Source organism: Tritonibacter horizontis (assembly GCF_001518015.1).
GTDB lineage: Bacteria > Pseudomonadota > Alphaproteobacteria > Rhodobacterales > Rhodobacteraceae > Epibacterium > Epibacterium horizontis.
The window spans coordinates 1-12,796 of sequence record NZ_LPUY01000127.1; the positions used below are offsets into that span (position 1 = coordinate 1).

The following is a 12,796-nucleotide window of genomic DNA, read 5'->3' on the forward strand; positions in this document are numbered from 1 at the left end:
GGCCCAAGGGGCCCATTTGGCATTTCCAATGCAAAGGGGACGCGCGGGAGCCCCCCCTCGCCCAGACCGCGACATTCCAATCAGACCTTTTGCCGACAGATCCGCCCCGGCGTAAACCACCCCGGTGCGAAACACTCAGGTGTGAGACACGCAGGCGCAAACCACTCAGGCGGTGCGCCGGAAGGTCAGATAGTGGGGGACGCGGCCCTCCCTGAGGGCCTTTTGTTCATAGCGGGTCGAAATCCAGTCTGCCCAGGGCTGGCGCCAGTCGTCCGGCCCCTCGGCCAGCCACTCGAACCCGGCTTTCGGCACCTCTTCCAGGGTCTGGCGGACGTAGTCGGGAATATCCGTCGCCACCCGAAAAATCGCGCCCGGTTTCAGGGCGCGGGCAAGCGGCGCCAGATGTTCCTGGGTGACAAAGCGGCGGCGATGGTGGCGCGACTTCGGCCAGGGATCCGGGTAGAGCAGAAACGCCCGCGCCACCGATTGCGCGGGCAGCACATCCATCAGGTCGCGGGCATCCCCCGGATGCACCCGCACATTCTGCGCCTCGGACTTGCGCAACTTGCCCAGCAGCATGGCGATGCCGTTCAGATAAGGCTCCGCGCCGATGATCCCCACGTCCGGGTTGGACTGCGCCTGATGGACCAGATGCTCGCCGCCGCCGAATCCGACCTCAAGCCAGACATCCCGGCCTCCGAACAGGGCCTGCAGGTCGAGCGGCGTACGGTCCGGGTTTTCCTCCCAGCTGACGGCGCCGGGGCTCAGGCCCGGGAGATCCTCGTCGAGGTAGACTTCCTGGTTCGGCTTCAGCGGCTTGCCCTTGAAGCGGCCATAGAAATTCCGCCAGGGCGCGCCAGAGGCATGTGTGTCTGGCGCGGGCGTTTCGGCACCGGCATCGGTTTGACCTGTCTCAGGACCGCGGGCGTCGTCGTCTGACATCTGGAACGGCTTTCCTTTGGTAAATTCTGTCGGGCCTGTCTTGGGTCGCCCTGTCATCAGACCCTGCAGCAAAAGCGCGCTCCCCTCTGCCGCAGCCACCGCCAGAGGTCAAGCTGCAATGCGAGCCTGTCGCCGCCGCAGGCCGGTGGGCCGCCGCCTCCGGCGCAGCAGGTCGCACCGCTACTCCGGCGTGTCGCGCAACACCCCGGCCGCAATCAGGCTGAACCGAGAGGGATACCACTCATCCCCCGAATCCACCCGAAGGGTCTTGATCGCAAAACCCGGATCAACGCCGCGCTCGACCATGAAATTCAGCGCCTCGTAAATCTCTCGCTGGGTGTCCTCATAGATCCAGGAGCCAAAGACAAATGGCGTCGCCCAGCCGCGGCTGTCGCGCAGATCCTCATAATAGCCCTCGACCGAGTCGGGCGACCAGGAGCGACGGTGAAAGCCGATCTTGGAGCCGAGGGTCATCTGACGCCGGGCGCCGGCCAGAAAAATGTCGACGCAGGCGCTGACGCATTCGCCCTCCACCAGCGTATCAAGCCCGTAATCCGACACGATCCAGGCAATTTCGGAGCTGGCATAGATGCTTCCGCCGCCGGAGTTGAGTTGCACCTCGCGGACATCCGGATGGCGTTGCAGCAGGGCGCGAAACGCTGCGATATCCTCGGTGACGATTTCTGCCGGCGCCGCGTCTGTGTCTATGTCGCGTTCGGTGTCAAACACCAGGGTCAGCCCCGTCACATAGAGCCGGGTGGCCGACGGGTCCGGCTCGGATGAAGCCGGTGGCGCCGCCCCGCAGGCGAGGGCCGTCGCAAGGGCCAGCGCCGCTGTCCACCGCGGGCGCCTGTTTGTCCGTTCTGCCATCTTCGCCCCTCTTTCGCCAATCGGCACTCTGGATTGTGGCCGATGATTGCCCCGGCCCTGTGTCCCCCCTCAATACCGAGAGGTCCCGGTCCGGGGCAAACTTGTTTTTCGCCGCACGAAGGTCAGCAATTCTGACCTATTGTTTCGCGCGCGAAACATTGGGACATGGCCGCTGTCCCATTTGTTGCGTCACCCCCCGGGTCCAGCGCCCGCGCCCCTGGCAACAGCGGCGCGGATAGGTCAGGAATACTGACCTGAAAGCGCCCTCTTGCCGCCCGCTGGCCCTTCAGAACGGCCGCCAAGGGCGCATGGGGGCCGACCCCGACGAAAAAAGGGCGAGGTTTCCCCCGCCCCTTTCTGTGTGTCGAGCAAGGCCGACGGAAACCGCCAGGCCCGAGCGCCCGATCAGATCGCCTGTTTCAAGGCCTCGGTCAGGTCTGTCCGCTCCCAGGAGAACCCGCCGTCCGCTTCGGGCGCGCGGCCAAAATGGCCATAGGCCGCTGTGCGCTGATAGATCGGCTTGTTCAGGCTGAGATGGGTGCGGATGCCGCGCGGCGTCAGATCCATGCATTTGCGCACCGCGCCCTCGATGACCTCATCCGGTGCAGCGCCCGTGTCATGGGTGTTGACGTAGATCGACAGCGGGGCCGCAACGCCGATCGCATAGGAGAGCTGCAACGTGCATTTGCTGGCAAGACCGGCCGCGACGATGTTTTTCGCCAGATAGCGCGCCGCATAGGCCGCGGACCGGTCCACCTTGGTCGGATCCTTGCCGGAAAAGGCCCCGCCACCATGGGGGGCGGCCCCGCCATAGGTGTCGACGATGATCTTGCGCCCGGTCAGACCGGCGTCGCCGTCCGGACCGCCAATGACGAATTTTCCGGTCGGGTTCACATGCCAGACGGTGTTGTCTGTCAGCCAGCCCTCGGGCAGGGTTTCGCGGATGTAGGGTTCGACCATGGCGCGAATATCGGCCGAGGTCAGGGTTTCATCCAGGTGCTGTGTCGACAGCACGAGGGAAGAGACCTCCACCGGCTGACCGTCCACATAGCGCACCGAGATCTGCGATTTGGCATCCGGGCCAAGCGCCGGTTCGGTGCCATTCTTGCGTACCTCGGCCAGGCGGCGCAGAATCGCATGCGAGAACTGGATCGGCGCCGGCATCAACGCGTCGGTTTCATCGGTGGCAAAGCCGAACATGATGCCCTGGTCGCCCGCGCCCTCGTCCTTGTCGCCAGAGGCATCAACGCCCTGGGCGATATGGGCCGACTGCTCGTGCAGCAGATTGGTGATTTCCACGGTTTCATGGTGGAACTTGTCCTGCTCGTAGCCGATATCCTTGATGCAGGCGCGGGTGATCTCGTCGATCTTCCCCATATAATCCTTGAGTTTAGCCTGATCTGCCAGGCCCACCTCACCACCGATGACCACACGATTGGTGGTGGCAAAGGTTTCAGCGGCGACCCGGGCTTCGGGCTCCTCGGCGATCAGCGCGTCGAGGACGGCATCGGAAATCCGGTCGCAAACCTTATCCGGATGACCTTCGGAAACGGATTCCGAGGTGAAAGTGTAGTTGCTACGGCTCATGAGAGAAGTGCTCCATTCAATGAAAAACCGCCACGCCAGGAAGCCGTTGTGGCAGCAATCGGGCCGCACAATGCGGACCCGTGACTTCGCTCAATCTATACATCAGGAAGATTAAGCAAGTGTTCGTTAAATTTTCGCATGCAGACGTGGCAGGGCCGCGACACAGATCAACACCAGAAGAAACAGCAACACCGGCCAGTCGCCGGTGCGACTGTAGAGGGTCGGCGGCAGGGCGGCGGGCAGTCTCGCGTCGAGCGCACCGGCGGTGTTCAGGGCAAGGCTGGCGCGCAGGCGGCCATAGGGGTCAATCACCGCGGAGACGCCGGTATTAGCCACCCTGAGCATCGGCAATCCCTGCTCGGCGGCGCGCAATTGCGCCTGCACCAGATGTTGATATGGGCCGGAATAGCTGCCGAACCAGGCGTCATTGGTGATCAGCAACAGGTAATCCGGCCGCGCGGGCGCCGCATTCACATCCTGGGCAAAAACCCCCTCGTAACAGATCAGCGGAAGCGCTCGGCCAACAGCTGTGTCCAGCAGCCGCCGTTCCGTCCCGGGCGCGTAGCCACCGGCGGCGCGGGCGGCAAGGCCGAAGACGCCGAACCGGTCCCAAAGCGCCGAGAGCGGCATGTATTCACCAAACGGCACCAGGTGGATCTTGTCATAGATGTCGAGGCGCTCGCCCTCGCCGCTCATCACCACGGCAGAGTTATAATAGCGGCCGTTTTCCTCGCGCTGGATGCCGTAGAACAACTCGGCCCCGCCGAGGGCGGCCACCATGTCCGGGGTGACATCCGCGATGTAGTTTTGCAGGGTCGGCAGCGCCGTTTCCGGCCAGACCACCAGATCCGGTCGCCCCCCTGCCTCGGTCTGTCCGGCGCTGAGCGCCAGGGTCCGCTGCACGAACAGCCAGCGTTTCTCTGGCAGCCATTTCTCATTCTGGGGCGCATTGGGCTGGACCAGCCGGACCGTCTGCGGTGTCAGGTCCAGATCCGATGCGGCAGGCAGCGGCGGCGTCAGCACCGCCAATGCCCCCACCACCACGCCCGGTGCGACCGCCCAAACCGGTCGACACCGCAAGAGCGCCAGCGGCACAACCGCGATCAGGAGCAGCACGGCGACGCCGGGCGCGCCGATCCAGGGCAGCAGCCGCAACGCCAGATCTGCAGGGACTGCCAGCTGGGCAAACCCGGCCCAGGGAAACCCCGTCAGCACATAGCCACGCGCCAGCTCCGCCAGCCCCCAGCAGCCGATCAGCATCACAATGCGCCCATCGCCGCGCCCCAGGCCCGCCGCCAGCCCAAAGGCCAGCGCCCAGAACAGCGCCAGACCGCCCGCCAGACCCGCCAGTGCAAAAGGCGCCATCCAGCCATGCGCCGCCGCATCGATCTGAAACGGCTCCATGATCCAGGACAGGCCAAAGGCAAAATACCCGGTGCCGACACACCAGCCAAGCGCGCCCGCCCAGGCCGGTTTGTCACGCCGTCGCACGTCATGAAGGAACAGCACCGAGACGGCCAGCAACGCCAGAGGCGCGGCCCAGATGGCAGCCACCGGCGCCAGGCCCTGCGCCATCACCGCGCCCGCAGCAAAGCCCAACCCCAGGGGGCCGCAGCGCTGGAGCACGGGCGGCAGGCTCATTCGGCGGCAATACCCGGCAGACGCACCCGCAACCGTTTGATCCGGCGCGGATCGGCGTCGATGACCTCAAATTCCGGCCCTTCGGGATGCTGGATCACCTCGCCGCGCGCCGGGACGCGCCCGGAGAGCATGAACACAAGACCGCCAAGCGTGTCGATTTCCTCGCCGTCCACGTCTTCGTGCCGGGTCAGGGGAATACCGATTTCCGTCTCGAACTCACCAAGCGGCGTGCGGGCCTGCGCCACGTAGCAGCCGGGTTTTTCCTCAACCCAGGTCTGATCTTCGCCGCTGTCGTGTTCGTCCTCGATTTCGCCGACCACCTGTTCGATCAGGTCTTCGATGGTCAAAAGCCCGTCGACCCCGCCGTATTCGTCGATCACCAGCGCCATGTGGCGCCGCTCCGCCTGCATCTTGGTCAGCAGAACGCCAATCGGCATGGAGGGCGGCACAAAGAGCAGCTGGCGCAGCATATGGGCCAGGTCAAATTCGGTCTGTTCGCTGCTGAACCCATGGGTCAGGGCGAAATCCTTGAGATGGACAAAGCCCAGCGGCGTGTCCAGCGTGCCCTCATAGACCGGAATGCGGGTGAACCCACTGTCGCGGAACACCTGCACCAGCTCTTCGCGCGGGATGGTCACCGGCACCGCGTCGATCTCGGCGGTGGGGATGGCCACATCCTCGACCCGCAGACGACGCAGGTTCATCATGCCCGGAGGGGGGTCGGCCAGAACCACATCGGGGCCGCGCTCCGGCTCCTGTTCGTCGCCCGATTGGGAAAAACTCCCAAAAAACTTGCTCAAAAAACCGGGGGCCTCGCCACCGTTCACCTGCGGCTCCGCCGCATCAAAGTCCTGCAGCGCGCCCTGCGCTGCGTTAGAACTGCCTTCTATATCGCCCATTTTTCCATTCCAAAGAGACCTGTCATGGTCCGTCCTGCAAGATATATGGGTCAGGGATCCCCAGTTTGCCAAGTATCTCGACTTCCAAAGTTTCCATGACCGTGGCGTCGCCGTCACCTATGTGGTCATATCCCAAAAGATGCAACGTTCCGTGAACAAGCAAATGACGCACGTGATGCAGCGGATCTTTGCCTGCGGCGGCGGCCTCGGCCATGCATGTCTCAAAGGAAATCGCGATATCGCCCAGCGCGGCATCCCCCATGAAATCCATCTGCGGCATTGCCGGCAGGCCGCCATCTTCGGCCGAGGCCAGCTCCTGCGCCGGCCAGCTGAGGACATTGGTCGCCTTGGGCTTGTCGCGGAATTCCGCGTTCAGCTCCGCGATGCGGACATCGTTGCAGGCGAGAATGGAGATTTCCCAATCCTCCGGCCCGAGGCGGAGCCTGTTCAGCACCGCACCAATCGCAACCTCACCGTGGTGCGCAAGATCGAGGTCTTTCCACCGGGCGTCTTCATATATGATATCCAGATACATTTCAGGGTTTTACCCTACCACACGCCCGCGGAAAAGGGTCTGCCTGTCAGCCGCGGGCGCCCGAGGGTCAGACCCGTGGTCAAGCGGGAGGTTCGTCTTTTTCATAGGCTTCGATGATGGCGGCAACCAGCGGGTGGCGCACCACGTCTTTGGAGGTGAAGTAGTTGAACGAGATTTTCGGGATCGGGGCCAGCAGCCGTTCGGCATCGCGCAGACCGGAGGTGACGCCGCGCGGCAGGTCAACCTGGGTCCGGTCGCCGGTGATCACCATGCGAGAGCCCTCGCCCAGCCGGGTCAGGAACATCTTCATCTGCATGGTAGTGGCGTTCTGCGCCTCGTCCAGCACCACATAGGCGTTGGACAGGGTCCGTCCGCGCATAAAGGCCAGGGGAGCGATCTCGATGGTTTTTTCTTCTTTCAGCTTCGCCAGTTGCTTGCCCGGCAGGAAATCATTCAGCGCGTCATAGAGCGGCTGCATGTAGGGATCGACCTTTTCCTCCTGCGTGCCGGGCAGAAAGCCGAGCCGCTCGCCCGCCTCGACCGCGGGCCGGCACAGGATGATCTTGTCGACATGGCCCTGGATGAACATCGACACGCCGACGGCCACGGCCAGATAGGTCTTGCCGGTGCCCGCCGGCCCGATGCCAAAAGCCATTTCGTGCTCGAACAGGTTTTTGACATAGGCCTTTTGCGCATCCGTGCGTGGCTCGACCAGTTTCTTGCGCGTCTTGATCTCGACCTTACCGCCGGTGAACATCTCCATCTGGCTGTCCGGGCCGGTCGCCTCTTCGTCAGAGCGGTCCAGACGGAGTTCACGGTCGATATCCGCGGCTTCCACCGGGCGACCGCCTTCGAGTCGCTCGTAGAGGATTTCCAGCAGATCGGCCGCTTGCTGGCACAATTCAGCGTCGCCGTGCACGATCAGCTGATTGCCGCGCCGGATGATCTGCACGCCCAAACGCTGCTCGATCTCGGCAAGGTTGCGGTCAAATTCACCGCAAAGCTCTATCAGAAGGCGATTGTCAGGAAATTCCAGCAGCACTTCGGGTGCCGGGGCGTGCTCGGAGGTCGGGGGCAGAACACTTGTGGCCAAACGGCTCTCCTGTTTTCGTATTGCCCCCCCAGTCTGCCCCCCCGCGCGAACGCGCGCAAGGGCGACCAGCGAAAGGGTGCGCAAATTCATGCAAATGAAACAATACCGCGCGCCGCAGGGATCATCCGCCACCAAAAAAGGCGGCGCCCGCGAAGGGCACCGCCTGTCTGGTCTGTCGTTTCTGGTCCGCCCTTTGTCAGGCGATCAGATCAGAGCGGATCCGGGAAGGTCGACCCGCGTTTGAACGGCCCCACGGCAGTGTTTCTGGGCAGGTCGCTGTTGCAGACCGGCTTGCCATCAGGGGTGCGGCGCAGATCAAGGTAGCCCTCGACACCATCGTCGATGATCCAGTGTTCACAGCCCTGCGGGTCCACCCAGATACCGGCTTCCATCGCCGACAGGTCGCCGTTCTTGCCGTCCCAGATGTTTCGGTCACGCGTCTTGTCGGAGATATCCCCACAGGCGGAAACGGAAGCAGCAAGGACCAAAGCGGCACCGGCTTTAAAAATTGTCATGCTCAAGCTCTCCTTAGCGCACGCAGTAGATTTCGACGCGGCGGTTTTGCGCCATGTTGGCAGCGCTTGTGTTGGGGACGCGCGGGCTGCGCTCGCCATAGGCGCGCACATCGCCGATCCGGGCACCGACCGTGCGGGCCACCTGGGCGACGGTATTGGCGCGACGCTGCGACAGAGCGATGTTGTATTCATCGGAGGCGCGGCTGTCGGTGTGTCCGGCGACGACGAAATAGCGCGTGCCGGGCATGGTCTTGCGGAACCACTCCTGCAGCCGGTCGCGACCCGCTGCGGTGACATGGTGTTTGTCGGTGGCAAAGAACTGGTCGGTCGGCATCATGCCGCAAAGCTGGCCACGGCGGCAGACCGGCATCCCATCCGGCGTGACATGCGCGGACATATAGCCCTCGGCGCCGTCATCCATGACCCAATGTTCGCACCCGTCCGGATCGACCCAGATGGTCGGAACATAGCGTTCTCCGGTCACGGTGCCGTTTCCTTGTGCCGCCGCCGGGGCGGCAAAAGCCAGCGACATAGCAGCGGCAGCCGTCATAACTGTCGCGCAGGCTTTGCTTATCATACGATCAAACACAACAGGCATCCTCTAATTTTCGGCCCTTCACAGGGGCTCCGCAGGCCCTGCACCCCCAGGTCCTGCTTGCATCACAATTTTACACTAACTTTTTCTTAACTCGACGCCAGTGGGAAGAGAATTTCTGTGTATTTAACCTGCTATATGGAAACAAACGCCCACCATGGGCGCCACCGTTTCCCCGATTGGCACAATTGCTGAAATCAGATTAGCGGTTGCAGAGCAAGGAGATAGCAGAATTTCGCCCGAGTCGTCGCCCGTTCTGACGGCGGCAGCGGTCGGCGCGGAAATGCAACACCTGCTCCGGCATCAGCGCGGCAGGTGTCCCCTGTCCGCCGCTGTCCGCCGTTGTCTACTGGCCGTTCTTCGCCGCAGGCGGGCCGGGACGGGCATCGGGCCGCCCCCCAACGCCCCGCCGGATGCGCGATCAGCCGATCAGTTCCCCTGCCAGCGAGTTGGTGCCCGAGGACACGATGCGGACCCGGCGCAGATCCCCCGGGGCCGCGTCGCAATCGGCCACATGGACCGCGTGCAAATAGTCCGACTTGCCAACCATCTGCCCGGCGAAACGCCCGGGGCGTTCAAACAGAACACCCACCTCGCGGCCCACCATGCTGTCCTGAACCTCGCGTTGCTGACGGGTCAACAACGCCTGAAGCCGTTGCAGCCGGTCGTCGGCCTCGGCCGGGTCCACCTGCGCCCGCTCCGCCGCCGGCGTGCCGGGGCGGGTGGAGTATTTGAACGAATAGGCGGTGCCGTATTTCACTGCCTCCACCAGATCCAGCGTAGCCTGAAAATCCGCCTCGGTCTCTTCCGGGAAGCCGACGATGAAATCACCGGAAATCAGGATGTCGGGGCGCGCGGCACGAATACGCTCGATCAGCCGCAGATAGCTGTCGGCGGTATGGGCGCGGTTCATCCGTTTCAGGATCTTGTCAGAGCCGGCCTGCACCGGCAGATGCAGATAGGGCATCAGCTTGTCACAGGTGCCGTGGGCCTCGATCAGGTCATCCATCATGTCATTGGGATGCGAGGTGGTGAAGCGGATGCGTTCCAGCCCATCGATCTCGTTCAGCTGCCAGATCAGCTGCGCCAGCGTCATGTCACCCTCCGGGCCGGCCCCGTGATAGGCGTTGACGTTCTGCCCCAGCAGGGTGATTTCGCGCACGCCGCGCTCCACCAGGTCTTCGGCCTCGCGCAGGACACGATCCACCGGGCGCGAAACTTCGGCGCCACGGGTATAGGGCACCACGCAGAAGGCGCAGAACTTGTCGCAGCCCTCCTGCACCGTCAGGAACGCCGTCGGCCCGCGCTTTGCCTTGGGGCGGCGCGCAAGTTTTTCAAATTTGTCCTCTTCGGGAAAATCGGTATCGAGCACCTTTTCCCCGGTGCCGGCCCTGGCTTCCATCGCGGGCAGGCGATGGTAGCTCTGAGGGCCGACCACCAGATCCACCAGCGGCTGCCGGCGCATGATTTCCGCGCCCTCGGCCTGGGCGACGCAGCCCGCAACACCGATCTTGAGATCCGGTTTCGCCGCCTTCAGCCCCTTGAAACGCCCCAGTTCGGAATAGACCTTTTCGGCGGCCTTTTCCCGGATATGGCAGGTGTTCAGCAGGATCATATCCGCGTCGTCCGGGCTCTGTGTTTCCACATACCCCTGCCCGCCCAGAGATTCGGCCATGCGTTCGCTGTCATAGACGTTCATCTGACAGCCATAGGTCTTGATATAGAGCTTTTTAGGCGCGGACATGCGACGGTTACCTTCTTGGAACGGATGCGGAGCAGGCAAAAACAGCGGCTGCGCATAACGCGATTTGCTGTGGCTTGCAATGCTGGCCGGATTACCCGATTTTGACCGCAAAGACCAGCAAGCAGCCCCGACAGGACACCGGGACAGAAAATAAGGACAGGCCCGCCCATGATCCACCCCTCGCTGGATGCGTTCCTGAAGGCCGGAAAACCGCTTTTGGCCAAAGGTCCGGTCGCCCTGATCTTTGTCGAGGACGATGTCGAAGTGGACAGCACCCTGCGCCATCACCTGAGCTGCGGATTTACGGCCCTATGCGTTTTTATGCCGGAGGCCTTCGCACTGGCCGATGACATCGCCCCGCAGGTGCAACGGGTCGCGTTTGACTTTGGCCGGGCCGGCGCGGTCATCGACGCGGTCAACCGGATCACCGCCGCCGCCACGCCGGGGTGCTGGCTCTACTACGGCTACAATGCCGAATACCTGTTCTATCCCTTCTGCGAGAGCCGCACCGTGCGCGAAATGCTGGTGTTTCATGCCGAAGAACGCCGCGATGCGATGCTGACCTATGTGATCGACCTTTATGCCGATGATCTGGACGCCCATCCGTCGGCGGTGTCGATTGGCGATGCCTGTCTCGACCGATCCGGATACTACGCCCAGGCGCGGACCGATCCGGCGACGGGCCATCCGCGCGAACGGCAGCTGGATTTCTTTGGCGGCATCCGCTGGCGGCACGAAGAGCACATCCCCCCGGCCAGCCGCAAGATCGACCGGATCGCGCTGTTTCGGGCCAAAAAAGACCTGCGGTTGCAGCCGGACCACACGTTCAACGATCAGGAATACAACACCTATGCCTGCCCCTGGCACAACAACCTGACTGCGGCGATCTGTTCGTTCCGGGCCGCCAAGGCGCTGAAACGCAATCCCGGCTCCAGCTTTGATATCAAAAGCTTCAAGTGGCACAACTCCATCCCATTCGAATGGCACTCGCGCCAGTTGCTGGATCTGGGGCTGATGGAACCAGGCCAGTGGTTCTGACCCCTCGCAGGCGGCCAAAGGGGCCACTGGCGGGGGGGCTGGCGGCTCGGGCCTGACTCGCGGCTTGATGTGCGGGCCTGATTTTGCGACCTGACTTTGCGGCCTGACTCGGGGCCAGGCCTGTGACGACGGCCCTGTGACGACGGCGCTATTTCTTGCGCAGGCGGATCACCACGTCGACGGAAGCGATTTCCATGCCTTCGGGCGGCTGCGGCAGGGATTGGATCACCAATTCGTCCGACGGCGCATCCGACACGCGGGAATCGGCCTCCCAGTAGAAATGCGGATGGTCGTGCACATTGGTGTCGAAATAGCTCTTGGAGCCATCGACGGTGATTTCCTGCAACACGCCCGCATCGCAAAAGGCGCGCAGGGTATTGTAAACCGTCGCCAGCGACACTGCCGCGCCATCGTCCTTGGCCGCGTCAAACAGGCTTTCGGCGGTCACATGCCGGTGTTGACCATCGCCCACCAGCAGCGCCGCCAAGGTCACACGCTGACGGGTCGGGCGAAGCCCGGCATCCATCAGCCACCTGTTGGCGTTCTCTTCATGGGTCGGTGTCATGTCACCTTCCTACCGTTCACTGCTACTTGGGTTCTATATGGCAGAATATGTCCGGTTTTCAAATGGATTTGCACATGGTCGTGACCAACCGCACGTCGGTTCGCGATCCCTGTCCGGGGCACATGCTCGCACCTGCAGCATAGGCGCGCCCTTGCAGGACCAGTAAACGCGGTGCTAATGGGGGCGGTGAACCTATAGAGATCTCTCAGGCAGGAGTTGCCCCGCACATGGCCCAATATCCCAGCAGCTTTGACAAGGAAGACCTGCTTAAATGCGCAAGAGGCGAGCTGTTTGGACCCGGCAATGCGCAATTGCCGGCACCGCCGATGCTGATGATGGACCGGATCACCGAGGTCAGCGGCGACGGTGGTGAGCATGGCAAGGGCCATATCATCGCCGAATTCGACATCACGCCGGACCTGTGGTTCTTTGACTGCCATTTCCCCGGCAACCCGATCATGCCCGGCTGTCTTGGCCTGGATGGTCTGTGGCAGCTCACCGGGTTCAACCTCGGCTGGCGCGGCTGGCTGGGGCGCGGCTATGCCTTGGGCGTGGGCGAGGTCAAACTGACCGGCATGGTGCGCCCGGATCGCAAAATGCTGACCTATCGCGTCAATTTCACCAAGGCCATCCAAACCCGCCGCTTGACCATGGGCGTCGCAGACGGGATCGTGGAGGCGGACGGTGAGGTGATCTATCAGGTCAAGGACATGAAGGTCGCCCTCTCCGAGAGCTGATCTGCGCGTTCGCTGGTCAAGACAGGAATACGGGC

13 protein-coding genes and 1 riboswitch are annotated in these 12,796 nt (G+C 63.1%); of the genes, 2 read left to right on the top strand and 11 right to left on the bottom strand.

The genetic code is table 11. From position 1 onward, the window contains the following. Nucleotides 1-165: 165 nt before the first annotated feature. The 10 genes from trmB to miaB all read right to left on the bottom strand — a co-directional run bounded on the left by trmB (nucleotide 166) and on the right by miaB (nucleotide 10,421). Nucleotides 166-942, bottom strand: coding sequence for a tRNA (guanine(46)-N(7))-methyltransferase TrmB (gene trmB / locus TRIHO_RS20255; protein WP_068248134.1), 777 nt, complete (start codon nucleotides 940-942; stop codon nucleotides 166-168). Nucleotides 943-1,122: 180 nt separating this feature from the next. Further along, entirely contained in the window at nucleotides 1,123-1,812 is a 690-nt protein-coding gene (locus TRIHO_RS20260) for a COG3904 family protein (protein ID WP_068248137.1), read from the bottom strand. A 405-nt stretch (nucleotides 1,813-2,217) separates the two neighbouring features. Further along, nucleotides 2,218-3,399, bottom strand: a complete 1,182-nt coding sequence (metK, locus tag TRIHO_RS20265) for a methionine adenosyltransferase (RefSeq protein WP_068248140.1) — start codon at nucleotides 3,397-3,399, stop codon at nucleotides 2,218-2,220. Nucleotides 3,400-3,407: 8 nt separating this feature from the next. Next, nucleotides 3,408-3,457: riboswitch (SAM-SAH riboswitch) on the bottom strand. A 68-nt stretch (nucleotides 3,458-3,525) separates the two neighbouring features. Next, nucleotides 3,526-5,040, bottom strand: a complete 1,515-nt coding sequence (gene lnt, locus TRIHO_RS20270) for an apolipoprotein N-acyltransferase (protein WP_068248142.1) — start codon at nucleotides 5,038-5,040, stop codon at nucleotides 3,526-3,528. Further along, on the bottom strand, nucleotides 5,037-5,939 hold the full coding sequence (locus TRIHO_RS20275; RefSeq protein WP_068248146.1) for a hemolysin family protein: 903 nt from the start codon (nucleotides 5,937-5,939) through the stop codon (nucleotides 5,037-5,039). The genes lnt and TRIHO_RS20275 overlap by 4 nt, the downstream gene beginning before the upstream one ends. Before the next feature lie 22 nt (nucleotides 5,940-5,961). Beyond that, nucleotides 5,962-6,474 (bottom strand): rRNA maturation RNase YbeY, encoded by a 513-nt coding sequence (gene ybeY, locus TRIHO_RS20280; protein WP_068248149.1) that lies wholly within the window; start codon nucleotides 6,472-6,474, stop codon nucleotides 5,962-5,964. Between the two features lie 79 nt (nucleotides 6,475-6,553). Beyond that, on the bottom strand, nucleotides 6,554-7,567 hold the full coding sequence (locus TRIHO_RS20285; protein ID WP_068248152.1) for a PhoH family protein: 1,014 nt from the start codon (nucleotides 7,565-7,567) through the stop codon (nucleotides 6,554-6,556). 209 nt (nucleotides 7,568-7,776) lie between these two features. Continuing rightward, nucleotides 7,777-8,082, bottom strand: a complete 306-nt coding sequence (locus TRIHO_RS20290) for a hypothetical protein (protein WP_068248154.1) — start codon at nucleotides 8,080-8,082, stop codon at nucleotides 7,777-7,779. A gap of 13 nt (nucleotides 8,083-8,095) precedes the next feature. After that, complete coding sequence (locus TRIHO_RS20295; RefSeq protein ID WP_068248200.1) at nucleotides 8,096-8,659, bottom strand: OmpA family protein; 564 nt, start codon at nucleotides 8,657-8,659, stop codon at nucleotides 8,096-8,098. Between the two features lie 439 nt (nucleotides 8,660-9,098). Beyond that, nucleotides 9,099-10,421 (bottom strand): tRNA (N6-isopentenyl adenosine(37)-C2)-methylthiotransferase MiaB, encoded by a 1,323-nt coding sequence (miaB, locus tag TRIHO_RS20300; RefSeq protein ID WP_068248155.1) that lies wholly within the window; start codon nucleotides 10,419-10,421, stop codon nucleotides 9,099-9,101. 168 nt (nucleotides 10,422-10,589) lie between these two features. Here miaB and TRIHO_RS20305 point away from each other — a divergent pair, with 168 nt between their 5' ends. After that, entirely contained in the window at nucleotides 10,590-11,459 is an 870-nt protein-coding gene (locus TRIHO_RS20305) for a glycosyltransferase family protein (protein WP_068248156.1), read from the top strand. Nucleotides 11,460-11,607: 148 nt separating this feature from the next. On the opposite strand, the gene irrA is transcribed toward TRIHO_RS20305, so the two are convergent. Further along, nucleotides 11,608-12,024 carry an iron response transcriptional regulator IrrA gene (gene irrA / locus TRIHO_RS20310; protein ID WP_068248158.1) on the bottom strand — a complete coding sequence of 139 codons (417 nt, stop codon included), beginning with the start codon at nucleotides 12,022-12,024 and terminating at the stop codon, nucleotides 11,608-11,610. A 227-nt stretch (nucleotides 12,025-12,251) separates the two neighbouring features. Between irrA and fabA the strand changes: the two genes are divergently transcribed. Beyond that, nucleotides 12,252-12,761, top strand: coding sequence for a bifunctional 3-hydroxydecanoyl-ACP dehydratase/trans-2-decenoyl-ACP isomerase (gene fabA / locus TRIHO_RS20315; RefSeq protein ID WP_068248161.1), 510 nt, complete (start codon nucleotides 12,252-12,254; stop codon nucleotides 12,759-12,761). Nucleotides 12,762-12,796: the final 35 nt, after the last annotated feature.